Genomic DNA, 25,039 nt, shown 5'->3' on the forward strand with positions numbered 1-25,039 from the left:
TTGAGACGTATATGATTCTTCCTGTTTCAAGAATTCAATGCCGTAAAATTCACAAAGATATTCTAGTTTTTCTTTTATGTTACCGAGAGGAATATTGACAAAGTTTTGATTTGTCTTTTTTCCTAGATTATTCTTCCTGTTTCAAGAATTCAATGCCGTAAAATTCACAAAGATATTCTAGTTTTTCTTTTATGTTACCGAGAGGAATATTGACAAAGTTTTGATTTGTCTTTTTTCCTAGATTCATATTGCGTTGTAATGTTTCCGCATAGCCAATGACAAGTTTGCCAATTTGATTTTCAATACAGTAGTTAATGATGTAACGGCAAGTCTTGTTGATATAATCATTCACTTTATTATTGCGATTCATAGATTCTCTTTGATCTTCAGGCATTTCATATTTGTACTGAATCTCAAAGAACCTGGCATGATGCTTAGGAATGATTTCAATCTGCTTAATCTTTTTGTCCAGTAACACAGGCGGAATCGTTATCGTGATGGGCTTGTGAGTCTTTTTAAATAGGCGAGAATACGGTATCGTGAATTTGTTGCCGTCTATACGAATCTGGCCAATGATCAGTGAATGAAAGCCATCTTTTTATATTGCGTTGTAATGTTTCCGCATAGCCAATGACAAGTTTGCCAATTTGATTTTCAATACAGTAGTTAATGATGTAACGGCAAGTCTTGTTGATATAATCATTCACTTTATTATTGCGATTCATAGCAAGCAAGCCTGTTTACGAGTCGTGCCTTTGATTTTTTGCTTATCTTTCATGCTTTGAAGTCTGGCATTTTCTTTGTTAAACCATTGATTTATACTTTTTAATCTCCGCCCATCAATGATGAATGATCTGCCGTCTGATGTGACACAAGTGGCAAGATTGTTTAATCCTAAATCAAGCCAGTGCTTTTTGGTCATTTAATTCTCTTTGATCTTCAGGCATTTCATATTTGTACTGAATCTCAAAGAACCTGGCATGATGCTTAGGAATGATTTCAATCTGCTTAATCTTTTTGTCCAGTAACACAGGCGGAATCGTTATCGTGATATTCTCTTTGATCTTCAGGCATTTCATATTTGTACTGAATCTCAAAGAACCTGGCATGATGCTTAGGAATGATTTCAATCTGCTTAATCTTTTTGTCCAGCAACACAGGCGGAATCGTTATCGTGATAGGCTTGTGAGTCTTTTTAAATAGGCGAGAATACGGTATCGTGAATTTGTTGCCGTCTATACGAATCTGGCCAATGATCAGTGAATGAAAGCCATCTTTTTTAAGATATTTTGGAATACTGATAGCCTTGTGTCATATTTTCCTTGTTTGGCAAGACTGATCAAACCAAAGAAAGATTTAAAGGCTTCATTGACCTTTTTTAAAATTTGCTGTGCCATGTTGCTGTTTAACAGCTTATAGTTTTCGTTAGTTTTTGCAAGATGATCGTTTTTCTCATAATTAAGAAATTCCTTGTGTTCAAAATAGTATTGTCTGACATTGTACAATCCGACGTTGTACATGTTCTTGGCAATATGGCACAGTTCTCGAAGAGTCAAGTATTCTTCTTTGGTCAAACCATTTAGCTGTTGTTTGATACAAAAATACATTTTTTCACCTCCCATCTAACTATATTATACTATATTTTACTGAATCTATCCTATTTTCAGCAAAATATAGAGTCAGTCAAGACTTTGTGGAGAACATTTTTTCGGTTCACTACGGGCGTTGTCAATCACTAGTTAGCGAACCATTTTCAGGAGTTGATATCGTAAGCGCTTTCGGACTCTCATCCCTCATCTTGAGGTGATGATATTTTGTTCCATTTTTTTACACCCAACCAAAATCCCGAAGCGCCGACAACGCTTGATGGATCGGCGTCCCGGATGACCGCTGCAGACACGGTAGATTCTGACGCACCACATCTGCCCACAACCGTCCGGCCTTCCGTTTGGCCTGTTCGATCCGCTTGGACTTTGTTGAGGCCGAGACGGCCGACTGGGGCTCTTGCTCCTCCCACCGTCCCTTTCTCCACCCGATCCCGTCGATTCGGGCTGCCATCGCCCTCAGAAACGCCCGAAGCCCTTGGTCTTTCCAGCTGCGGCGGGATTTCACCCGATGCGCAAACCGGCTCATCACGCTCTCGGCGTGGCCCATCGGACGCATGCCGGTCGTCTCCACCCCTTGCTCCGACAGCCACTCCCGATAGTCCCGGATGCATCCCGGCATTGACTCGATCCGGCGGATTATGGCAGCCATCTGCTTCTCTTTCGCTTCGTCCTCCAACGTGCCGACCGCGCTGTTCAGCTCCACCAGAAGCCCCTCTTCGTCTTGTTTCGCCAGCTTCTTCCGCACCTCCCGCCAACGCGGATGGCCGGACAGACACTGACGCAGCTCCCGCGCCACATGAAATCGATCCAGCTGAAAGCAGGCTCGCTTTCCAAAATACTCCCGGCAGGCTGTGATCCACGACGCCGCGTCGCCGTTGATGATCAAAAGGTCCCGGCACGGGTCATAGGCATATTCGTTCATCAGCCACTCTTCAAACCGTTCCCACACGTCTCCCACCCCTTCATGGAGGTAGTGGCGCCGGTTCACGAGCTTGAGCTGCGAACCGTTTCGTTTCCATCCCTCGTGAACCGCCAGGATTTTCTCTTCTTTCGCCCGTTTCCCTTTCCCCTGGCGGGAAATGAACAGCCCATCCGCCTCCACAAACAGCACTCGGCCGTGCCGTTGGGAAACAGGGTGGTGCAGCGAGACAGGGGCCTCCAGCACCAGTTGGCGAATCGCCTCGTGGCTTAGGACCGCATACCCCACGATCGACTCCAACGTACGGGCCGCTTTGCGGTAGGAAGAGCACTCTACGGCCAACTCGACCGCCGTTTCCTCGAGGCAAGGGCTGATCGACTGCGCTCCATCAAAGCCCAGTTCGGCATCCAGCAAGAAGGTATACGCCCCCGCCTGCCGATCATAGTAGTAGTTCCGTCGAAACGTCACTTCTCCAAACAGCGTTTGGATCGTGGTCGGCCGTTTGTCTTTCAGCTGATACCGGCGCTTGTCCCGCGCTTCCGCCAGTTGTTGATCAATCTCCTCCAAAAGGGTCGCCAACAAGACAGCGAACACCTTTTGAAGAGTTCTGACTAATTGTTCCTCCAGCTCTTTTAATAAAGGCCATTCTGTGGTAAGATGTTTCATGGACTCTCTCCCTCCTGTTTTATGTTGATGTTGGTCATCACCATCATAGCAGGGAGAGAGTCCTTTTTGCATGACATTTGCTTTTTTCTACCGCGCTTCGCTTGGTGGCCCCGACGAGCGTCGCGAACAAAAGTTCGCAACCCTCGTCGGGGAAATCTAGGAAAAAAGACAAATCAAAACTTTGTCAATATTCCTCTCGGTAACATAAAAGAAAAATTAGAATATCTTTGTGAATTTTACGGCATTGAATTCTTGAAACAGGAAGAATCATATACGTCTCAAGCCAGCTTTTTTGACGGCGATGAGATTCCTGAATATAATGCCGACAATCCAAAAGAATATAAGATGTTGACAATCACCATCATAGCAGGGAGAGAGTCCTTTTTGCATGACATTTGCTTTTTTCTACCGCGCTTCGCTTGGTGGCCCCGACGAGCGTCGCGAACAAAAGTTCGCAACCCTCGTCGGGGAATCATTCCTGAATGTCACCCACAAATATTTTACTCACACCAAAATATAGTTAAGGCGATTCATCTCCCACTTACTCCGCTTCGCTTTGTTGAAGTGGGAGTCTTCTCGCCTAATTAAGATAAAGAGGGCCGTTTCTCGCATTTCATGAACCGCTCTCCCGGTTGTTTTTTGTATCCTGCGCGCCGGCTTGTCCTATTTTGTAACCGTTTGTTACTCCGAAGAAACAATTGTTTTTCGCGTTCGTGGCGTTACAAAAAGCCGCCGCGCCCTTTACTTTTTGCATGAAACGCGGTTTATTGGTGATAGATAAAACGATTCAATCGACGGGGTTTGCTTTGGGAAAGGAGACGATTTGAATGGAGCATCGCCATCTGAAACCGTTCCCGCCTGAGTTTTTATGGGGCGCAGCATCAGCTGCGTATCAAGTCGAAGGGGCGTGGAACGAAGATGGAAAAGGATTATCGGTATGGGATGTGTTTGCCAAACAGCCGGGCCGAACGTTTAAGGGAACCAACGGCGACGTCGCTGTCGATCATTATCATCGCTATCAAGAAGATGTAGCGTTGATGGCGGAAATGGGGTTGAAAGCGTATCGGTTTTCGGTGTCGTGGAGCCGCGTGTTTCCGGATGGAAACGGGGCTGTCAACGAAAAAGGGCTTGATTTTTACGATCGCTTGATTGAGGAGCTGCGAAACCATGGGATCGAGCCGATTGTGACGTTATACCATTGGGATGTGCCGCAAGCCTTGATGGATGCCTATGGGGCATGGGAATCACGGCGCATCATTGATGATTTTGACCGGTATGCCGTGACATTGTTTCAACGGTTTGGCGACCGGGTCAAATATTGGGTGACACTCAATGAACAAAACATTTTCATTTCTTTTGGCTATCGTCTTGGCTTGCATCCGCCGGGCGTAAAAGACATGAAACGCATGTATGAGGCAAACCATATCGCCAATTTGGCGAATGCGAAAGTGATTCAATCGTTCCGTCATTACGTGCCTGACGGAAAAATCGGGCCGAGCTTTGCCTACTCGCCAATATACCCGTACGACAGCCGTCCGGAAAATGTGCTCGCTTTTGAAAACGCAGAAGAATTTCAAAACCATTGGTGGATGGATGTGTATGCGTGGGGCATGTACCCACAGGCGGCTTGGAACTATCTTGAATCGCAAGGGCTGGAGCCGACGGTGGCGCCGGGCGATTGGGAGCTGCTCCAAGCGGCGAAACCGGACTTTATGGGAGTCAACTATTACCAAACTACGACTGTGGAGCATAATCCGCCAGATGGCGTCGGAGAAGGCGTGATGAATACGACGGGAAAAAAAGGGACATCCACTTCGAGCGGCATTCCGGGACTGTTTAAAACCGTGCGCAATCCGCATGTCGATACGACGAACTGGGATTGGGCGATTGATCCGGTTGGCTTGCGTATTGGCCTGCGCCGCATTGCGAACCGTTACCAGCTGCCGATTTTGATTACAGAAAACGGCTTAGGTGAGTTCGATACGCTGGAGCCAGGCGATATCGTGAATGACGATTATCGAATCGACTACTTGCGCCGCCATGTTCAAGAAATTCAACGCGCCATCACGGATGGGGTGGACGTGCTCGGTTACTGTGCTTGGTCGTTCACCGATTTGCTCAGCTGGCTGAATGGCTACCAAAAACGGTACGGATTTGTGTACGTCAACCGTGACGATGAATCGGAAAAAGATTTGCGCCGCATCAAAAAGAAAAGCTTTTATTGGTATCAGCGTGTGATTAAGACGAACGGTGCCGAGCTGTAGCCTTGTCACCGCCCGCTCGGCCCGCGGTCAGTCTGCGCCGGCAGCAGCCGATACATTTCCTTCGCCAGCCGCTCAAGCAAATAAACGACCGGCAGCTGCGTTGTCACGTCCGTCTGTCCGATCCGCTCGGCGGTGGCATAATACGTCAAATTGTAGTCCGAGATGTTCGCGAGCGAACAATGTTTTCGGTTGGTGATGCTGATGATCGTGCCGCCCTTTTCCTTAAAACGGTGCACCTGGGCGAGCGTGTGCGGCGTTTCGCCGGACACCGACAAAGCGATCACGGCGCAGTTGTGGAAATAATGGCCGTAAATCGGAAAAAACGGGTCCTTGATGTAGACGGAAAACTTTTGCAAGGCAGAAAAATAGCGCGATCCGTATTCAGCCAAAATGCCGGAGCTGCCGGAGCCGACAAAAATCACGTGATCCGCTTGGGCGATCGCGGCGGCGGCATCAACAATGGCCCGCTCGTAATCGGCCGTCAGCGTCCGTTCGAAAAATTCCTTAAGCACCTCTTGACTGCTGATGATCGCGGTTCGCTTTGTCTCGCGTAAATACAGCTTCCATTTCGTTTTAAATTCACTGAACCCTTCGCAGCCGACCTTTTTGCAAAAGCGGAGCACAGTCGGCGGCGAGACATGGACGGCTTCGGCGAGCTCGCGGATGCGCATGTACGCGACTTCATGCGGATGTTTCATCACATAGTCGTAAATGGCGTAGTCGAGTTCGGAGAACTGAGCGATTTGTTCGGGAGTGAACATCGGGATACCTCGCTTTCATGGGACAGAACATGCGATAGCCGGGAAAGGATGGCGCTTTCAAGCCCACTGGTTGATTCCTACATTGATTATACCATGCCCAACTGGGCGAAAGGGGAAGAGGAGTATGGGGAAACGATTGAAAATGGCGACGATCGGCGGCGGGTCAAGCTACACGCCGGAATTGGTCGAAGGGTTGATCAAGCGTTATCATGAATTGCCGGTCGGGGAACTGTGGCTTGTCGATATTCCGGAAGGCAAAGAAAAACTCGAAATCGTCGGCGCCCTTGCCAAACGGATGGTCGAAAAAGCCGGTGTGCCGATCGAGATTCATTTGACTTTGGATCGCCGTCGGGCGCTAGAAGGAGCTGATTTTGTCACGACGCAGTTTCGCGTCGGCGGTCTTGAGGCGCGGGCGAAAGACGAGCGCATCCCGCTCCAATACGGGGTGATCGGCCAAGAGACAAATGGTCCGGGTGGATTGTTTAAAGGGCTGCGCACCATTCCGGTCATTTTGGACATCATTCGCGATATGGAAGAGCTTTGCCCCGATGCATGGCTGATCAACTTCACAAACCCGGCTGGAATGGTGACGGAAGCCGTCTTGCGCTACACGAAGCAGGAAAAAGTCGTCGGTTTGTGCAACGTGCCGATCGGCATGCGCATGGGCGTCGCCAAGCTGCTTGGCGTTGATGCCGACCGCGTGCACATTGATTTTGCCGGCTTGAACCATATGGTGTTTGGCTTGCACGTCTATCTGGACGGCGTCCGGGTGACGGAAAAGGTGATCGACCTCCTTGCCCATCCGGATCGTTCCGGTGTGACGATGAAAAATATCGTCGACCTTGGCTGGGAGCCGGATTTCCTAAAAGGGCTGAAAGTGCTGCCATGCCCGTACCACCGGTATTACTACCAAACAGACAAAATGCTCGCCGAGGAACTGGAAGCGGCGAAAACGAAAGGAACCCGCGCCGAAGTCGTCCAACAGCTCGAAAAAGAGCTGTTTGAGCTGTACAAAGACCCGAACTTGGCCATCAAGCCGCCGCAGCTCGAACAGCGCGGCGGGGCGTACTACAGCGACGCCGCCTGCAGCTTGATCAGCTCCATCTACAACGACAAGCGCGACATTCAGCCGGTCAACACGAGAAACAACGGCGCTATTGCCAGCATTCCGTCAGAATCGGCTGTTGAGGTCAACTGCGTCATTACAAAAGATGGGCCGAAACCGATCGCTGTCGGCGACTTGCCGGTTGCGGTGCGCGGCCTCGTCCAGCAAATCAAGTCGTTCGAGCGCGTCGCAGCCGAAGCGGCCGTGACCGGCGACTACCAAACCGCGCTCGTCGCCATGACGATCAATCCGCTTGTGCCGTCTGACACCATCGCCAAACAAATTTTGGACGAAATGCTTGAAGCGCATAAAGAACATTTGCCGCAGTTTTTTAAACAGGCCAAAACAGTAGCTGGAAACTAAATCGTTTGGAAAAGCGATTGACAAAGCCGCCTGTCGCCGGGGCGGCTTTGTCATTTCATCGTGAAAAGCCGCACAACACAAGGGCTTTCTTCCCGTTCACGTTCCCCTTATTTTAGACAAAATCAATGCTTTTCACCAGCCTTTTCGGCAGGATTTTGCCTAAGGCGCGGCGAAGAAAATAAAGGAAGTTCAAATATCACAAGGAGGGAGACCGTGTCCGAAACGCGAATCGACCATGATCGGCTGTTTAAGGAGTTGTTGTCGACGTTTTTTGAAGAGTTTTTGCTTCTGTTTTTCCCGCATGTGTATGAACAAGTCGACTTCCGCCACATCTCCTTTTTGTCCGAAGAGGTGTTTACGGATGTGGCAGCCGGCGAAAAGCACCGTGTCGATCTATTGGTGGAAACAAAGTTGAAGGGGGAAGACGGGCTGATCATCGTCCATATCGAGCACCAAAGCTACACGCAGCCGGCGTTTCCCGAGCGCATGTTCCTTTATGTCAGCCGTTTGTTTCAAAAATACCGCCGCCGCATTCTGCCCGTTGCCATCTTCAGCTATGACGCCATCCGCGATGAACCGTCCTCGTTCACCATCCAGTTTTCGTTCCTAACCGTTGTCGATTTCCGCTTTCTTACCGTTGAACTGCGCAAGTTGCCATGGCGCGAGTACATTCGCCGCGATAACCCGGTCGCCGCCGCTCTGTTAAGCAAAATGGGGTATAATGAAAGTGAAAGAGTGGCCGTGAAAAGAGAATTTTTGCGCATGCTCGTCCGTTTGGAGCTTGATGAAGCGAAACAGCGGCTGTTGTTTGGCTTTTTTGAGACGTATTTGCGGTTGTCCGAACAAGAGGAACTCGAATTGCGAAACGAGGTGAACGAAATGGAAACGAAGGAAGCGAAAAAAGTGATGGATCTCATCGTGTCGTACGAGCAACGGGGGGTGGAAAAGGGGATGGAAAAAGGCAAGATGGACGTTGCGAAACGGATGTTAGGGAAAGGATATGATGTGCCAACGATTTGTGAGTTGACCGGACTGCCAGTGGAGGCGGTGGAAAAGTTGAAAGAGTAAAAAATGGGGAGACGCCGTTCCAATGCAGCCAATCTGTTTCGGAACGGCGTTTTTTTTTTTTTGCTCGTTCTGCACTTGATGATGGGCATGGCCACCGCCGCATGGCGAATGATGACGGCCAGACTGACCCCTATTTGTATTTCATATAGATGCAATTTGAAGATTGACCATTTGCAGCTTTTATCGACTGTCGGGCGACCGAACAACGCCGCTTCCAGACCCATAGATGGGTCTGTGAAGCAGGTGGTTGTTCGGTCTTCCGTCACGCCTTGGCGTGACGGGGCAAGCCTTTGGCTTGCCTTCGACAGTCGAAAATGGACAAACCGCTTTTCCGTCAAGGATCTGTTCACCTTCTTCGTTGCATCTATATCTATACAAGCTTTTGCTGTCATCGAGAAGCAGAGGAGAGCGATGTGCGGCCGCGGCAGGCGGGAAGAAAGGAGAGACACGGCATCCATTTTCTTTTTTCTAGGCTAGCGCCCCGACGTTCGTGTACAATGGCGGTAGGAGGAATCAAGATGTGCGATTGGTGGAAACGGCTGTTTTACGGGGGCGGCATCGCGGCGCTGCTTGCAAGCGCTTCCTTCACCGCCTATTGCGCTTGGAACGTGTATGCGTATCCGAAATCAGAGAAGGAACGGGTTCCGGAAAAAACAAAAGAGGCATATCATTTCGTGCTTGTGCCCGAGGAGCTTGATAATGATTATTGGCGGCTCGTGGAAAAAGGAGCGAAAGCGGCAGCGAAGGAACTCGGCGTTGACCTTGAATACATTGGGCCGCGGCAGGCGAATATTGATGAGCATTTGCGCATTTTGAAAAAAGCCGCAGCAGCGAAAGTCGATGGGATTATCACACAAGGGTTGACGGAAGCGGAATTTGTCCCAGTGATTAACGAAATCACGGACAAGAATATTCCTGTGGTGACGATCGATACGGATGCCCCGACGAGCCGACGCGTCGCCTATGTGGGAACGGATAATTATTATGCCGGTTTTCTCGCGGGACGGGCGTTGGCTGAGGATACGAAGGGCAAAGCGACGGTCGCGATTATTACCGGCAGTTTGACGGCGGCGCACCAACAGCTGCGAGTGCGCGGATTTGAGGATGCGGTGAGACAGGAAAAAGGCATCCGCATCGTTGCCATCGAGGAGTCGCACATTACACGTGTACAAGCAGCCGAAAAAGCGTACACCATTTTGAAAAAACACCCGGACGTGAACGCCTTTTACGGAACGAGTGCGCTTGATGCGATCGGTATTGCCAAAGTGGTCGAACAGTTTCACCGCGAGCGGGAAACATATATTATCGGCTTTGACACGCTGCCGGAGACGATCGGGTATTTGCAAAAAGGGACGATTGAAGCGACGGTCGTCCAAGAACCGTATGAAATGGGATACCGGGCGGTGAAACTGATGGCTGCTATTGTCGCTGGCCATGACGTGCCGGAAGTGACGAACACAGAGACGAAGGTCATTCGAAAAGAAGATTTGCCGCTGCGCCCGGCGCGCAATTATGAAGTCAAGACACCTTGATGCTGGCATTTGCAGCTCCTATAGAAAACGAGTAAAAAAGTGTTTTTCTTGATCGTTCCTTGTGTGCAAAGAGGAGTCAACGCGATGCGGGTTTGGGAAACAGCACGTTCTATTCGAACAACAGCTTGGCAGGGTGAACGGAAAGCGGCGGAAGATGGGGGAGCGCCGTCAAAACGGTGGGGTGTGCGATGAAAATATGGATGGCTGTCGCATTCAAGTACGCCCATTTGAACGCGGCGGCGCCTTCATCGGTTCGATCAGCTTGACGTTGGAATCCGTTTTCGCTTGAAACGGCACGGGGATGGTGCAGACAACAAAGCGCTGGGGACAGCGGGGGGGAAAGCCAGGATGAACATCCGCACGAAGATGCTGCTTTGTTTTACCGTTTTTTTGCTTTTGTTAAATGGAGCGGTGTTTCTTTTGTACCAAACGAGCGAAGAGATGATGAGCGATTACGATCGCCGGATGCGCCGCTTGTTGTTGCTGAATGAAGTGTCGCAACGGACGAACCGATTGATGGAGCAGCTTAATGCGTATGTATCGGAAAAAGAGGGGCGATACGCGCGCGCCTATGAGCGGGAATTCCGCTGGTTGCAGCAACATCGCCGCCAAGTCGGCGCCATTTCGCCTGCTTTGTCCGACCGGTTGGCGGCAGAAAACTATGAACATATGATTGAAAGTTTGTTAGAGGAAGCGGCGCTCACGGTCTATCATTTTCAGGCCGGAAATATTGGTTTGTACTCATCCCATCTGCATGAAATGATGAATATCGCCTTATTTTTGCAAGAAGAAACGTTAAATTTAATTGATGATGAGTTAACGGCTTATCAACAGCGGTATGATGAAGTCGAGCGGCGCAACCGCTATTTCCGGTATATGGGGATGGGTTTGTTTGTGACAACAATCTGCCTCGGCGTGCTGCTCGCTGTGTTTTTCTCTGGCAGTTTGACGAAGCCGATCATCCACCTCGCGCATGCAGCCCGGGCCATCGGTGCCGGACGGCTCGATGGACCGGATGTGAAGCCGACAACGAACGATGAACTGCGGCTGCTTACGATCACATTTAATGATATGCGCCGCAATTTAAGGCAGTTGATCGAAGAAATGAAACAAAAAGCGGAGCTTGACCGGCTCGTCAAAGAACTAGAACTGAAAAGCTTGCAAAGTCAAATCAATCCGCACTTTTTGTTCAATACGCTCAACACCGTTTCCAAGATGGCGTATTTAGAAGAGGCTGAGCAAACATCAAGGCTCATCGAGGCAGTGGCGGCGATTTTGCGTTACAACTTAGGGGAGTTGCAGCGGACGGTGGCACTTGCTGATGAGGTACGCATCGCTCGCGAATATTTTTTCATCCAACAAACGCGCTTTTTCGATCGGATTAAGTTTTCCATTGAGGCGGAATCGTCCTGTCTTGACCAACGGCTTCCGCCCCTTACATTGCAGCCGCTGATTGAAAATGCGTTCATTCATGGCATCGAATCGTACGAACGGGGAGCCGAATTGACCGTATCCATTTATGAAAAAAACCATCGGGTCATCATCGAAGTGAAGGATAATGGCGTCGGCATGGACGAACGGATGAAAGCGGAACTGGAAGCGTTTATTCGCGGCGAAGAGACGCCGGCGCGCCGCGAGCAAAGGCGCGGCCATTCGACCGGCATCGGTCTGCGCAATGTCATCCGTCGGCTGCAATTGTTTTACGGAGTGACGGACGTGGCGGAAATTGAATCAGCGCCGGAAAAGGGGACAACCATTCGGTTATTATTGCCGCGATGGCAAGGAGGGATGAGCAGTGAAAGTAGCGATCGTGGATGATGAGGCGCTCGAACGGAAAGCGTTGCGCAAAATGATCGGCAGCCATCTCCCGCATGCTGAAGTCATAGCGGAAGGCGCCAACGGGCGTGAGGCCGTTGAGATTGCCAAACAATATCGCCCCGATGTGATGCTCATTGACATTAAAATGCCTGGCCTCGACGGGCTCGGGGCGATCGAGGCCATTCGGCAAACGGGGCTCGATCTTCAGTTTATTATTGTTTCGGCGTTTGATTTGTTCGACTATGCGAAGCAGGCGATGCGCTTTGGCGTCAAAGAATATTTGTTAAAGCCGAGCCGGAAAGAAGAGGTCATTTCCGCGTTAGAACGCGTCGGTGAAGAACTGGAAGCCAAACGGAAAACCGAGGAAAAGCACCGTAAGCTGCAAGAACGGATCGAGCAGCTGCAGATGCTCGTGGAGAAAGAATGGTTATCCGTTTTGATGATTGAAGACGTACCGGCCGACGAGTGGGAACAGTGGCAGGAACTGTTGCCGTTTTCAGTCGCTTCGGGCATGTTTATCGTCGTCCAATTTCCTAATGGCGGGCGGACGGAGGAATGGAAGCGGTGGGTAGAAGAACGACTTGGCGAGCGGGCCCCCGCACGCTATATCGTTGGCCGTCTGGCGAACCGGCGCCTGCCGGTGCTGTTGTTCCGCAGCCGTGATGATGGGGAAATCGCTTGGAAACCAACCGTTCAATCGTTTGCGCTTGATATAGCCAGCCAGTTTGCTCTTCGGCACGGCGCTCCGCTGTATATCGGACTCGGCTCGCCGGTTTCACGCCTTCATGAGCTCCGATCGTCGTATTACGAAGCGCTGTCCGCTGTCCATTATTACGCCGAACGGGAAAAAGCACGAGTCGGTTTTTTGCCGGCCAAGCCGGCGCGTGCCGAACGGGAGAAACAGCTGCTTGAGGCAGTACGCCTCGGCGACATCGGGCAGGCGCGGGCGATTGGTCTTGCGTACATCGACGAGCTCATTGCTTCCCACTCGTTATCCGCTGCCGGACGCAAAGTGGACGGGATGTTTGTTTCGCTTGCTCGCCTTCTTTCCGAGCTTGGCGTTCGTTATGAACGGACGGTGTCGTTTTCCTCTTGCCGTTCAGGAGCGGAACTGAAACAGACCGCCTTCGACGAGCTCGGCCGCATCGCCGCAGATCTCGAAGCATGGCGCCAGCAGCAAGCCCACGGTAAAATCGGCAAGGCGAAGGACTACATTGACCGCCATTACGCCGAGCCGCTGACGCTTGAAGAAGTGGCCGAACACGTTGGGATGAGCCCGTACTACTTCAGCAAACTGTTCAAGGAACATTTCGGCATCACGTTTATCGACTACGTGACGAACGTGCGCATCGAGCGGGCCAAAGAAGCGCTCGTTCGCACCGATTGCAGTTTAAAAGAAATTTGTTTTTCCGTTGGTTACAATGACCCCAACTATTTCAGCCGCGTGTTTAAAAAACAAACGGGCTGGTCGCCGAGCGAATATCGGAAACAGTTGCAGGTGCGATAACTGAAGCAGTCCCGCCATCAACTGATAGGAAAACGAGCTCGCCCTCTGATCGGGCGGGCTTTTTGGCGTTGCACGCTCATAGGTGGGGCGGATTCATTCAGCCACTGTTTTTTATGAACGAATAGAAATTGGTAAGCAGATGTCCCTATTTGCCACGGGTCGACTATGACAAGACTCGCCTTCTTGTTTGCGTACGTACGGGCGCCCCAGGGCAAAAAAGTGAAGAAAAACGCAAAAAAGTGAAGAAGTCAAGCCGTAATCAGGCGAGTCGCGCATGATACAATCATCAATGAAAGGGTTTTCAAAAAGGGTGAAGGGGGAGAAACATGAGAAAGAAAGCAGCTGTGTGGCTTTCGCTCGCTCTTGGGTTCGGTATGGCACTATCAGGCTGCAGCTCGAATTCAGTGTCCGATGACGCCAAACAAGGCAACCAAAAAGCGGGAGAAAAGCTCGAGATTTTCAGCTGGTGGACAGGAGCTGGTGAGGAAGACGGTCTCAAAGCGCTGATCAAGCTGTTCCAAGAAAAATATCCGGACATTGAAATCGAAAACGCGGCCGTCGCCGGCGGAGCCGGGACGAACGCCAAGGCGGTCTTAGCGAGCCGCATGCAAGGGGACGACCCCCCATCAACGTTCCAAGTGCACGGTGGGGCGGAGCTGAATGAAGGCTGGGTCGCTGCCGGCAAAATGGAGCCGCTCAACGACTTGTATGAACAAGAAGGCTGGATGGACAAATTCCCGAAAGCGCTCATTGACATGGTCAGCAAAGACGGCAACATTTACTCTGTTCCGGTGAATATCCACCGCGGCAATGTGCTTTGGTATAACAAAAAAGTGTTTGCTGACAATGGACTTCAGCCGCCAAAAACATTTGACGAGTTTTTCCAAGTGGCGGATCAGCTGAAGGCAAAAGGCGTTACGCCGCTCGCGCTTGGCGATAAAGAACCATGGACTGCAACGCATTTGTTTGAAACCGTTTTATTAGGGACGCTCGGAGCGGACGGCTACAAAAAGCTTTGGACCGGGGAATTGTCGTTTGATGATCCGAAAGTGAAACAGGCGGCTGAAACGTTTAAGAAAATGCTCGGCTATATTAACGAAGACCATAGCTCGCGCAACTGGCAAGACGCAGCTCAGCTCGTCGCTGAAGGAAAAGCAGCCATGTACGTGATGGGCGACTGGGCCAAAGGCTACTTTGTGAACGACTTACAATTAAACGTGAATGAAGATTTCGGCTACGTGCCGACACCGAATACCGATGGCAAGTTTATGGTCATTACCGACACGTTCGGGCTGCCAAAAGGGGTGAAAAACCCGGACGATGTGAAGAAGTTTTTGGCTTTGCTTGGTTCGGTTGAGGGGCAAGATGCGTTCAACCCATTGAAAGGATCAATCCCCGCCCGCATCGATGCTGATCCGTCGAAGTACGACGAATACGGCAAACAAACGATGGAAGATTTCAAGAACGCAGAATTGGCGCCAAGCTTAGCGCACGGCTCAGCGGCACCGGAAGGTTTTGTCACGAAAGTGAACCAGGCCATCAACATTTTTGTTACGCAAAAAGATGTCAACTCGTTTATTGGCACCCTTGTTTCAGCAGCGGCGGAACTGAAGAAGTAATGAATGAAAGGGGGACGGGAGCCATTCTCTTCCCCTTTTCGCATTCATCGTAAGGAGGGATGATGATGGAAACGGTAAAAATCGCCCCAGCGAAGGAAACAGCAGCCGTTCCTGCGGTGCGGAAAAAGCGGAAATGGACGGCCGACCACTGGCTGGCCGCCGCGTTTTTGGCGCCGTCGGTTGCGCTCATTTTCCTATTTGTCTATGGATTTATCGGCTGGACAGGATATGTTTCGGTAAGCAATTGGAATTCGCTCGTCCCAGACTGGTCGTTTGCCGGGCTGAAAAACTATCAGTACTTGTTCCAAGATTTCCGTTTCCAAGCCGATTTGCGCAATACGCTCGTATTTACGGTGCTGTTTATCGCGGTCGTTATTGTGCTCGGCCAATTGCTTGCCATTTTGCTTGACCAAAAGCTGCGCGGGGAATCGCTGTTTCGCAACATTTTCTTTTTCCCGATGGCTTTGTCCTTTGTCGTGACCGGGGTCGTGTGGCAATGGTTGTTCAACCCGTCGACGGGCGTAAATTTATTTTTAAAGCCGTTCGGCCTTGATTCGAAATGGTATACCGATACGACGATCGCGGCCGGTTTTCATTGGGGAAAAATCGAATTTGGCATTCCAGTCGCCATGATTGCGGTCGTGGTGGCAGCAGTCTGGCAAATGACCGGCTTTGCCGTTGCTATGTATTTGGCTGGCTTGCGTGCGATTCCGGATGAGGTGCGCGAAGCGGCGCGGATGGATGGAGCAACCGAGTTTCAATTGTATTGGAAAATCATTTTGCCGCTGTTGCGGCCGATTACGGTCAGTGTCATCATCATTATGGCGCATATTTCGCTGAAAATTTTCGATTTGATCTACGCCATGACCGGACCGGGGGCGAACTTTGTCACCGATGTGCCCGGGGTGTATATGTTTGAAACGACGTTCCGCGGCAATTATTATGCGAACGGGGCGGCGATCGCCATTGTGATGTTGCTGTCGGTCGCGATATTTATCGTTCCGTATCTCATCTCAAGCCGCAAGGGGGGATCGTAATGGCGAAACCGCTATGGGCGCGGCCGTTTTTGTATATGCTCGCACTGGCGATGAGCGCGTTTTTCCTATTGCCCGTGTATGTGATGATCGTGACGAGCTTAAAACCGCTCGATGAAGTGACGTTGGCGGACATGTGGAAGTTGCCGTCAACGGTCGATTGGAGCAGCTATGCGACCGCATTTGAAAAGCTGGCCCCGAACTTTTGGAACTCGATTTTGCTCGTCGTGCCGGCGACGCTGCTATCCGCGCTGCTGGGGGCGCTCAACGGCTATGTGCTGTCGAAGTGGAAGTTTAAAGGGGCGGATGCGTTATTTACGCTTATTTTGTTTGGCATGTTCATCCCATATCAAAGCATCTTAATCCCGTTGATCCAATTTTTGCGCGAAATCGGGCTGTACAACACGATTCCGGGGCTCGTGTTCGTCCATGTCGTCTACGGCATTCCGATCACGACGCTGATGTTCCGCAATTTTTACGCCGCCATTCCGGATGAGATGATCGAATCAGCGAAAATCGACGGCGCCGGGTTTGTCCGCATTTTCCGTTACATCATGCTTCCGTTGTCCGTCACCGGGTTTGTCGTTGTCGCCATTTGGCAGTTTACGAACATTTGGAACGAGTTTTTGTTTGCTGTGACGATCACGACGTCGGACAAACAACCGATCATGGTTGCTCTACAAAACTTATCCGGGAGCCAAATTGTCCAGTGGAACGTGCAAATGGCAGGAGCTTTGCTCGCCGCCTTGCCGACGTTGCTCGTTTATATCTTCCTTGGTAAATATTTTGTCCGCGGACTGCTTGCCGGCTCGGTAAAAGGATGAACAGACGGAAAGAACAACTTGGGCGTGATCGGAGGAGCTGCTTTGTTAGCGGCTCTTTTTTATTTGGCACAACGTTTCTTGTTTGCCGATGATATGGCTCTCTTTGTCATCAGGGAATAGGAAGGGAGAAGGGGCGAAAGAATGGCCAGTCGTGTTGACCGATGATGGCGGAAAAAGTGCGACCGGTGCACGTTTTCCGCTTATCGTTGAGCCTTCTTCGTCTTTCGATTAAGATAAAAACAGAATAGGTAAAGAAAGTGAGGCGTACCGCATGATTTTAGGAGCCATTGAAGCTGGAGGAACAAAATTTGTCTGTGCCATCGGCGATGAACAAGGAAACATCCATGAACGGGCGGTGTTTCCGACGACCGTGCCGGAGGAGACGATGGCCCATGTGATCGATTTTTTCCGCCCCCACCGTATCGAGGCGATCGGCGTCGGATCGTTCGGCCCGGTCGATTTGCATCCTGACAGCCCGACGTACGGCTATATTACGAGCACGCCGAAACAGGCGTGGGCGAATTTCAACGTTGTCGGCACGCTAAAACAAGCGTTCCCGGTGCCGGTCGGGTTTGATACGGATGTCAACGCCGCGGCGCTTGGCGAGCTGCGCTGGGGGGCGGCGCGAGGATTGGATAGCTGCCTATATATGACGGTCGGCACCGGCATCGGCGTTGGCGCGGTCGTGGAAGGGCGGCTGCTTCATGGGCTGCTTCATCCAGAAATGGGACATATGTTCGTCCGCCGTCATCCGGACGATGCGTTTGCCGGCATCTGCCCGTACCATGGCGACTGCCTGGAAGGGATGGCGTCCGGCCCCGCGATTGAGCGGCGCTGGGGGAAAAAGGGGGCGGAGCTGGCCGAACGGAAGGAGGTCTGGGAGCTCGAGGCGTTTTATCTCGCCCAAGCCATCGCCAACTATATCCTCATTTTATCACCGAAAAAGGTGATCACGGGCGGGGGCGTCATGAAGCAGACGCACGTGTTGCCGCTTGTGCGCCGACATGTGCAGGAGCTACTCAATGGGTATGTTCAGCACGAAGCGATTCTTGAGAAGATCGATGCGTACATCGTTCTTCCAGGGCTTGGCGACAATGCCGGCATTTCGGGCGCCTTGGCGCTCGCAGCGGCGGCGCTGGAATAAATGGAGTGGACGGCGGTTCATAGCCTTTTGTCAGACTATGGACCGCCGTTTTTTGTTGGTAATTTACCTTTTTTGACTGTTCGGTCAAAAAAAATGCTTATATCCATGACTTTATAGTCGAAAAACATTATTTTTTAGTTGTATAAATTGATAATCGTTGTTTATAATGATATTGACTGTTTGGTCATATGTATATGGAGGCGAGGGCAATGGCCGATATCCGGCAATTGATTGAACGGTTGCGCCAGCGCGGGGTGCGGGCCGATTTAGTGAAGCCGCGCGCGTTGTTGCCATCGTACCCGCAATGGGAAGCAGTGAATGGGAAGGGGATGGACTAGTGCCATGGATGAACGGCGTGTTCAATTTATCGAAATTGCGATGAAGCTGTTTGCCGAAAAAGGGTATCATGCGACATCGATCCAAGATTTGGTGGAAGCATGGGGCATTTCGAAAGGAGCGTTTTATCATCATTTTTCTTCAAAAGAGGAACTGTTGCTGGCGGTGTTGCAGCATTACAGCGAGAACATGATGGCCGATTTGACAGCAGCGGCCGGCGGCGGGTCAGAAAAAGAACAGTTCATCCGCCAGCTGGCTGCTCATTTTTCTCATGTCCGCCAATACAAGGAGTTTTTGCATATAGTCATGTCGGAACAGCTGCCAAAAGTCAATCCGGAGATTGAGCGGTATATGTTCCGTCAGCACGGCCGTCTTTTTTTATGGTATTGCACCCGTCTTGAAGAAGTGTATGGGGAGGCGATTCGGCCGTATGTGTATGATGCGGCCATGATGGTGAACGGCATCGTGCGCCAATATTTGTTTTACTTTTTCTTTCACCAAGAGACGGTTAACGCGGAAGAAGCCGCTCGTTTCCTCATGCGCCGCTTCGACGCGATCATCGACAGCTTTGCGGCAGGCGAACGTCCGCTGTTGACGAAGGAGTCACTAGCCCCATGGATGGAGCTGGAAGAGCGCGAGCGGCAGAGACAACGGGAACGGCTGGCCTCGGCGTTTTCCGCTGTCCGGGAGGCGGCGAAGGAACTTGGCGCAAAGCAGGTGGATGATGTGCTTGAGGCGGTAGCTGCGCTCGAGGAGGAGCTGCTCGAACGCCATGAACCGCCGCGCGTCTATCTAGTCGAGGCGCTGCTTCTGTATTTGCGCCATCAACAAGCGCCTTCGCTTGCGTCGGCCTTGGCCGCGCTCAGTCAAGAAATGGAGACCTATCGACAATGGAATGGATGGGAGAGAGGAACATGGAAAAAGCATTAGCGGCGCCGGCCAGCACGATTCGGCATCGCCCGCTGCTCATTACAGGACTTATTATCGCCATGTTGTTTGCGGCGCTCGACGGAACGATCGTTGGCACCGCGATGCCGCGCATCGTCGGGGAGCTCGGCGGGCTTGGGGTGATGACATGGCTGACGACGGCGTACATGTTAACGTCGACAACCGTCGTGCCGATCGCCGGGAAGCTTGCCGACTTGCTTGGGCGGCGTCTCGTGTATGTAAGCGGACTTGTCATTTTTATGGCCGGCTCCGCACTGTGCGGCATGGCAAACGATATGACCCAGCTCATTATTTACCGCGGCATTCAAGGAATCGGCGGCGGCATTATGATGCCGCTGGCAATGATTGTTATTGGCGACGTGTTTACGGGGAAAGAGCGCGCCAAATGGCAAGGGGTGTTCGGCGGTCTGTACGGCCTCGCTTCGGTGCTGGGCCCGCAAATCGGCGGCTTTATCGTCGACCATTTGAACTGGCGTTGGGTGTTTTATATTAACTTGCCGGTCGGCATTTTAGCGACAGTGCTGATCGCGATGGGGTTAAGCAAGTACAAAGCCGAAGGGGCGGTGAAATTTGACATCGCCGGGATGACGACGCTGACGGTAGGTGTCGTCAGCTTATTGCTTGGGCTGACGTTTGGCGGCGACCGATATGGGTGGGGTTCATGGCAAATCATCTCGCTGTTTGCGGCGGCGGTGATCTTTTTCGCCTTGTTCATTTGGGCAGAGAAACGAGCCGGCGAACCCATCATTCCGCTTTGGCTGTTTCGCAACCGGACGTTTACGCTGCTGAACGGCATCGGCTTTTTCATGAGCATCGGCATGTTCGGAGCCATTATGTTTGTCCCGTTTTTTATGCAAGGCGTAGTTGGAGTGAGCGCCACAGAGTCAGGGACGATTATGACACCGATGATGGTGACGATGATGATCGGCAGCATCGTTGGCGGCCGACTCGTCTATCGAATTGGCGTGAAAACGCAGCTGATCATCGGTATGGCCATTATGTTGGCGGCGTTCGGTTTGCTTGACACGATGGATGTCGACACATCGAAAGGGACGGCAACGATGTATATGATCGTGCTCGGGCTCGGCACGGGGCTTGTGATGCCGATTTTAACGTTCGCTTTGCAAGAAAGCTTTCCAAAATCGGAGCTTGGCGTCGTGACGTCTTCAAGCCAATTTTTCCGCTCGATCGGCGGGACGTTCGGCATGACTGTGCTTGGCGCCATCATGAACCATCGCTCAAGCGCTTTGCTTGATGAACGGCTGATGCCAAAGCTTGAAGCGCTGCCGGCGCAGGCAAACGGGCTTGTTGATCGCTTTGCCGACATGATTCACTCTGATCCGCAAGGGCTGTACTCCGTCTTGCTCAGCCCGGAAGCGATGAAGAGCATTCCGGCTGCACTGCGCGACATGTTCGTGCCGGTGTTGAAGCAGTCGCTCGTTGATTCATTGCAATCTGTCTTTTTGTTTGCGCTTGTGTTTATCTTAATTAGGCGAGAAGACTCCCACTTCAACGAAGCGAAGCGGAGTAAGTGGGAGATGAATCGCCTTAACTATATTTTGCTGAAAATAGGATAGATTCAGTAAAATATAGTATCATATAGTTAGATGGGAGGTGAAAACATGTATTTTTGTATCAACAATGGCGCATTAAACATCTTAAAGAAAAGTAAAGCTGTAGACCTGAGTGTCTTATGCTCTAGCGGCGAAGTGGACACGCCTCAAAGAATAAGGATTGCTTGAAGCAGTCAAACTTCTTTGGAAGCCCCCACTTCAAATTTTCGCTAGAAAATTAAGTGGGGGTAGTTCACTGCGGTCGGCTTATTGTTTGTGTTCGGTTTGAGACGGATTGAATTGTCCGATCGGACGGGGGCGAAACCAAAAGTAGACATGGCCGAGTGACGGTCCTCATCATAAAAACCCGGTGGAACGCGCCTCACTCAAGGCGGATCCGCCGGGTTTTTTTCGATGAGCAGCACAGCCCTCCACGAGGCGGGTGACTTGCGAGCCGCTATGCGTCTTCCGTCCCGGCGCTCTGTCCGAAGACGCGCGAGCGGGTGAGAAAGCGGACGCCTTCCGGACCTTCAAGCGAAAACATGCCGCCGCGCCCGGGAACGACGTCGATGATCAGTTGCGTGTGCTTCCAATATTCGTATTGCGCCTTGGCGATGTAAAACGGGCAGCCGCCGATTTCGCCAAGCAGGACGTCGGAATCGCCGACAATCAGCTCGCCGAGCGGATAGCACATCGGCGAGCTGCCGTCGCAGCACCCGCCCGATTGGTGGAACATGAGCGGGCCGTACTTTGCTTTCAGCTTTTCGATTAATGCCAACGCCGCTTCGGTGGCGATTACTTTCGGTTCATCGCCCATTACGTCCCCTCCTTATGCATTCGATTTCCGTTTTCGATATTGACGCTCGCCCGGCGGTCTGCCGAAGCGGGACAACAGCGGTGTCGCCAAAGGCAAAAGAGGGTGTCCCGGACAGGTCGGGACACCTCGTCAAAACGGCGGGTGCTTCGCCTCGAAAGGAAGAGGCGGGGTGGGTGAATATTAGAACAAGCCGAGTTTTTTCGGCGAATAGCTGACGAGCAAGTTTTTCGTTTGCTGGTAATGGTCAAGCATCATTTTGTGCGTTTCGCGGCCGATGCCGGACATTTTGTAGCCGCCGAACGCCGCGTGAGCCGGGTAGACGTGGTAGCAGTTCGTCCAAACGCGGCCGGCTTGAATGCCGCGGCCGAACCGGTACGCCGTGTTGATGTCGCGCGTCCAGACGCCGGCGCCAAGGCCATACAGCGTCTCATTGGCGATGGCGAGCGCTTCATCGTTGTCTTTGAACGTCGTGACGGCCAACACCGGCCCGAAAATTTCTTCTTGGAAAATGCGCATTTTGTTATGTCCTTTGAAAATCGTCGGTTTGACGTAATACCCGCCGGCAAACTCGCCTTCAAGCATGTTCCGCTCACCGCCGATCAACAGCTCGGCGCCTTCCTGTTTGCCGATGTCGATGTACGATAAAATTTTCTCGAGCTGCTCCGACGACGCTTGGGCGCCGATCATCGTTTCCGTGTCAAGCGGGTTGCCTTGTTTAATTTGTTTGACGCGTTCAAGCGCCCGTTCCATAAACGCATCGTAAATCGATTCGTGGATGATCGCGCGCGACGGGCATGTGCACACTTCGCCTTGGTTTAAGGCGAACATCGTCAACCCTTCGAGCGCTTTATCGAGAAACTCGTCATCTTTGTCCATCACATCAGGGAAGAAAATGTTCGGTGACTTGCCGCCAAGTTCAAGCGTAACCGGAACGATGTTTTGTGAGGCGTATTGCATGATGAGCCGTCCGGTCGTCGTTTCGCCGGTGAACGCCACTTTCGCCACGCGCGGATTTGAAGCGAGCGGCTTGCCGGCTTCTAAGCCAAAGCCGTTCACAACGTTGACGACGCCAGGTGGAAGCAAATCTTCGATGAGTTCGATGAGAACGAGGATTGACGTCGGCGTTTGCTCCGCCGGTTTCAACACGACGCAGTTGCCGGCCGCAAGCGCTGGCGCGAGTTTCCAAGCCGCCATTAAAATCGGGAAGTTCCACGGGATGATTTGCCCGACGACGCCGAGCGGTTCTTTGAAGTGATAGGCGACCGTGTCGTGATCGATTTCCGAAATCGTCCCTTCTTGGGCGCGAATGCAGCTGGCAAAATAGCGGAAATGATCGATGGCAAGCGGAATGTCAGCTGCCAACGTTTCGCGGATCGGCTTGCCGTTTTCCCACGTCTCCGCGACCGCGAGCCGTTCCAAGTTTTCTTCCATCCGATCGGCGATTTTGTTCAACAGGCGGGCGCGCTTGGCGGGTGAGGTGCGTCCCCATTCCTCTTTTGCCGCATGGGCAGCGTCAAGCGCCAGTTCGATATCAGCGGCTTTCGAGCGCGGCACTTCGCAATACGGCTGCCCGGTGATCGGCGTGATGTTTTCAAAATACTCGCCGTCCACCGGCGGCACCCATTTGCCGCCAATAAAGTTTTCATAGCGCTTTTTGAACGTGACAAGCGACCCCGGCTGGCCTGGTTGTGCGTAAATCATCCCCGATTCCCCTTTCATTTGAATATCTGTATACGCTTTCAATAGAAGGAATATTAGAAAAATTCCTCCCGATGATTAGATTAGCATGGCTGGACAATATTGTCAAGCGAGAAGCGTGCTGGCGGCGGGAATCGTTTGGAGGGGAGCAGGCGTTTCGCTGTCCCGCTCCTAGAAGAATGGTGTTCGAAAGCTGTGAACTGCTCACCGCTTAGCTAGCGCTTGAAGTAAGAGGTTCTCAGTTCCGCGACGAAAGACGGCTTTCGTCTCCCTGAGCGTGACTTCGGGTTGTTCTAACCCGAGGCAGCCGATGATTCGGAGTCCTGTCGTGCCTTGGATAGTTTACGCATGGAAGGCTTCGCTCGGCTTTCGCATTGGATGTTCTCCACGCCCCCCCTGCGATCCAGTTCGCCAAGAACATGATATGCATTGATTTTATCAAGTGTTTTGGCTGACGCCAGCCGACCTTCATCTCCCGCCTCCTTACTGGGCTATGGCCCTGCCCATTCCTTGAGGCGGGAGGCTTCTTTCGGAAATTACGTGAAATCATCATCCCTCGAAACGGGATTAATCCACCTCAAGCCCTTCAAGCCAGCGGCTTGCGTATACGCCGCAAAGGTGATGGAACACCTCGAGCAGTTCGTTCGGATCGGCGGCGAAAAATGTACGGGCGGCTGATTCGTTTTCCTCCCGGCCGAATTCGATTAAAAAATCGGTGGCGATCCGGTTGAACAAGAGCAGCGCGCTGTAAGAGCGCTCCAGTTGGCGTTTCCGTTCTGCCGCATCAGCGATGTCTGCAAACGGGCGTCCGTACCGCTCGACAAGCTCCGGAAGGCGACGGCGGATCGCCTGCTGGGCGTCAGTCAGCATCGCCTCGATCGTGCCTGGCGATAAAAACGTCTGCTCGCGCAGCATATAGCCCCAAATTTGTTTTAACGCGTGCGCCGATTCACTTGCAAAAGCGATATTGCTAAGCAAATCGTTCATATACCGTTCCTCGTCGGCTGCTTGAATGCGCAGTTTCATAATGATTTCAAGCACATCGGAATGGACTTTTTCTTTCCGCCATGGCTTCGTCAGTTCATGAAGCAAGATGGAAAGCAAACGAGCCGCTTCGTCTTTTGTCATCATCAGCCAATCCTTTCGTCGCAAAGTCATCGCTTTCATTTTACCATGACCACTTATGCGTCTCCTACCCTTGAAACAGTCGGGGATGCGGGAATGACTGACAGAAGGAAAGAAAGGGCGATCGTGCCCTTGGCGAAGCGCGGGAAAGAAGAGGGTTCTGAAATCGGCATTGCTGAAAGACCATCGTTCACGTATGATGATAAAGAGGAACATCGTCCAGAAGACTGGTGATTTCGTGCAAAACACGGTCGATCCCAGCTGTTTGTCAATGAGAGAACGCTTGCGAAATTTTGGGCCAAATGCCGCCCATTTGTGCGCGGCAGCCGTT

Annotated in this window: 21 protein-coding genes and 5 pseudogenes; 17 read left to right on the plus strand and 9 right to left on the minus strand. The window is 51.6% G+C overall.

What is annotated here, in order from left to right; all coding sequences use genetic code 11:
* The 5 genes and pseudogenes from B9L21_RS18220 to B9L21_RS00025 form a co-directional block, all read right to left on the minus strand.
* Positions 1-129 (minus strand): annotated as a pseudogene (locus B9L21_RS18220) (RNA-guided endonuclease TnpB family protein); the annotation flags it as partial.
* Between the two features lies 1 nt (position 130).
* A pseudogene (locus B9L21_RS00010) lies at positions 131-598 on the minus strand (IS200/IS605 family accessory protein TnpB-related protein); the annotation flags it as partial.
* Position 599: 1 nt separating this feature from the next.
* Positions 600-1,052: pseudogene (locus B9L21_RS17775) on the minus strand (transposase); the annotation flags it as partial.
* 13 nt (positions 1,053-1,065) lie between these two features.
* Positions 1,066-1,607, minus strand: a pseudogene (locus tag B9L21_RS00020) (RNA-guided endonuclease TnpB family protein); the annotation flags it as partial.
* Between the two features lie 220 nt (positions 1,608-1,827).
* Positions 1,828-3,192 carry an ISLre2 family transposase gene (locus B9L21_RS00025; RefSeq protein WP_089134969.1) on the minus strand — a complete coding sequence of 455 codons (1,365 nt, stop codon included), beginning with the start codon at positions 3,190-3,192 and terminating at the stop codon, positions 1,828-1,830.
* Positions 3,193-3,336: 144 nt separating this feature from the next.
* Here B9L21_RS00025 and B9L21_RS17780 point away from each other — a divergent pair.
* A pseudogene (locus B9L21_RS17780) lies at positions 3,337-3,537 on the plus strand (RNA-guided endonuclease TnpB family protein); the annotation flags it as partial.
* 482 nt (positions 3,538-4,019) lie between these two features.
* Positions 4,020-5,456, plus strand: a complete 1,437-nt coding sequence (locus B9L21_RS00035) for a glycoside hydrolase family 1 protein (protein ID WP_063164674.1) — start codon at positions 4,020-4,022, stop codon at positions 5,454-5,456.
* Between the two features lie 5 nt (positions 5,457-5,461).
* Here B9L21_RS00035 and B9L21_RS00040 read toward each other — a convergent pair whose 3' ends face one another.
* A complete protein-coding gene (locus B9L21_RS00040; RefSeq protein ID WP_063164675.1) occupies positions 5,462-6,217 on the minus strand; it encodes a MurR/RpiR family transcriptional regulator in 756 nt (251 codons plus the stop codon).
* Between the two features lie 124 nt (positions 6,218-6,341).
* Between B9L21_RS00040 and B9L21_RS00045 the strand changes: the two genes are divergently transcribed.
* The 14 genes from B9L21_RS00045 (at position 6,342) to B9L21_RS00095 (ending at position 21,092) form a co-directional block, all read left to right on the plus strand.
* Positions 6,342-7,685: a 6-phospho-beta-glucosidase gene (locus B9L21_RS00045; protein ID WP_063164676.1), complete on the plus strand. Its 1,344-nt coding sequence runs from the start codon at positions 6,342-6,344 to the stop codon at positions 7,683-7,685.
* A 213-nt stretch (positions 7,686-7,898) separates the two neighbouring features.
* Positions 7,899-8,753, plus strand: coding sequence for an Rpn family recombination-promoting nuclease/putative transposase (locus B9L21_RS00050; protein ID WP_063164677.1), 855 nt, complete (start codon positions 7,899-7,901; stop codon positions 8,751-8,753).
* A 3-nt stretch (positions 8,754-8,756) separates the two neighbouring features.
* Positions 8,757-9,230 carry a hypothetical protein gene (locus B9L21_RS17480; protein WP_172796432.1) on the plus strand — a complete coding sequence of 158 codons (474 nt, stop codon included), beginning with the start codon at positions 8,757-8,759 and terminating at the stop codon, positions 9,228-9,230.
* Positions 9,231-9,271: 41 nt separating this feature from the next.
* The gene (locus B9L21_RS00055) at positions 9,272-10,285 is read left to right on the plus strand and encodes a sugar-binding protein (RefSeq protein WP_063164678.1); all 1,014 of its coding nucleotides are present in this window, start codon (positions 9,272-9,274) and stop codon (positions 10,283-10,285) included.
* 154 nt (positions 10,286-10,439) lie between these two features.
* Entirely contained in the window at positions 10,440-10,574 is a 135-nt protein-coding gene (locus B9L21_RS18010) for a hypothetical protein (protein ID WP_257722314.1), read from the plus strand.
* Between the two features lie 59 nt (positions 10,575-10,633).
* A complete protein-coding gene (locus B9L21_RS00060) occupies positions 10,634-12,103 on the plus strand; it encodes a sensor histidine kinase (protein WP_063164679.1) in 1,470 nt (489 codons plus the stop codon).
* Positions 12,081-13,610 carry a response regulator transcription factor gene (locus B9L21_RS00065; RefSeq protein ID WP_063164680.1) on the plus strand — a complete coding sequence of 510 codons (1,530 nt, stop codon included), beginning with the start codon at positions 12,081-12,083 and terminating at the stop codon, positions 13,608-13,610. Before B9L21_RS00060 ends, B9L21_RS00065 begins: the two co-directional genes overlap by 23 nt.
* Before the next feature lie 326 nt (positions 13,611-13,936).
* Positions 13,937-15,229, plus strand: a complete 1,293-nt coding sequence (locus B9L21_RS00070; protein WP_063164681.1) for an ABC transporter substrate-binding protein — start codon at positions 13,937-13,939, stop codon at positions 15,227-15,229.
* Positions 15,230-15,294: 65 nt separating this feature from the next.
* Positions 15,295-16,266, plus strand: a complete 972-nt coding sequence (locus tag B9L21_RS00075; RefSeq protein ID WP_063164682.1) for a carbohydrate ABC transporter permease — start codon at positions 15,295-15,297, stop codon at positions 16,264-16,266.
* A complete protein-coding gene (locus B9L21_RS00080; protein ID WP_063164683.1) occupies positions 16,266-17,087 on the plus strand; it encodes a carbohydrate ABC transporter permease in 822 nt (273 codons plus the stop codon). The genes B9L21_RS00075 and B9L21_RS00080 overlap by 1 nt, the downstream gene beginning before the upstream one ends.
* A gap of 271 nt (positions 17,088-17,358) precedes the next feature.
* Positions 17,359-18,231 (plus strand): ROK family protein, encoded by an 873-nt coding sequence (locus B9L21_RS00085; protein ID WP_063164684.1) that lies wholly within the window; start codon positions 17,359-17,361, stop codon positions 18,229-18,231.
* Positions 18,232-18,440: 209 nt separating this feature from the next.
* Positions 18,441-18,569: a hypothetical protein gene (locus tag B9L21_RS18015; protein ID WP_257722315.1), complete on the plus strand. Its 129-nt coding sequence runs from the start codon at positions 18,441-18,443 to the stop codon at positions 18,567-18,569.
* Positions 18,570-18,573: 4 nt separating this feature from the next.
* Entirely contained in the window at positions 18,574-19,497 is a 924-nt protein-coding gene (locus tag B9L21_RS00090) for a TetR/AcrR family transcriptional regulator (RefSeq protein ID WP_063164685.1), read from the plus strand.
* Positions 19,482-21,092 carry an MDR family MFS transporter gene (locus B9L21_RS00095; protein ID WP_269465520.1) on the plus strand — a complete coding sequence of 537 codons (1,611 nt, stop codon included), beginning with the start codon at positions 19,482-19,484 and terminating at the stop codon, positions 21,090-21,092. The genes B9L21_RS00090 and B9L21_RS00095 overlap by 16 nt, the downstream gene beginning before the upstream one ends.
* Positions 21,093-21,525: 433 nt before the next feature.
* Here the strand turns inward: B9L21_RS00095 and B9L21_RS00100 are convergent, their stop codons facing one another.
* From B9L21_RS00100 to B9L21_RS00110, 3 genes are all read right to left on the minus strand, one after another.
* On the minus strand, positions 21,526-21,885 hold the full coding sequence (locus B9L21_RS00100; RefSeq protein ID WP_063164686.1) for a DUF779 domain-containing protein: 360 nt from the start codon (positions 21,883-21,885) through the stop codon (positions 21,526-21,528).
* Between the two features lie 180 nt (positions 21,886-22,065).
* Positions 22,066-23,586 (minus strand): aldehyde dehydrogenase, encoded by a 1,521-nt coding sequence (adh, locus tag B9L21_RS00105; RefSeq protein ID WP_063164687.1) that lies wholly within the window; start codon positions 23,584-23,586, stop codon positions 22,066-22,068.
* 564 nt (positions 23,587-24,150) lie between these two features.
* Positions 24,151-24,750: a hypothetical protein gene (locus B9L21_RS00110; protein ID WP_082816503.1), complete on the minus strand. Its 600-nt coding sequence runs from the start codon at positions 24,748-24,750 to the stop codon at positions 24,151-24,153.
* A 54-nt stretch (positions 24,751-24,804) separates the two neighbouring features.
* Here B9L21_RS00110 and B9L21_RS17485 point away from each other — a divergent pair, with 54 nt between their 5' ends.
* Positions 24,805-24,942: a hypothetical protein gene (locus B9L21_RS17485; protein ID WP_156485815.1), complete on the plus strand. Its 138-nt coding sequence runs from the start codon at positions 24,805-24,807 to the stop codon at positions 24,940-24,942.
* Positions 24,943-25,039: the final 97 nt, after the last annotated feature.

Origin of the sequence: Geobacillus uzenensis (assembly GCF_002217665.1) — a bacterium.
Classification (GTDB): Bacteria; Bacillota; Bacilli; order Bacillales; family Anoxybacillaceae; genus Geobacillus; species Geobacillus subterraneus.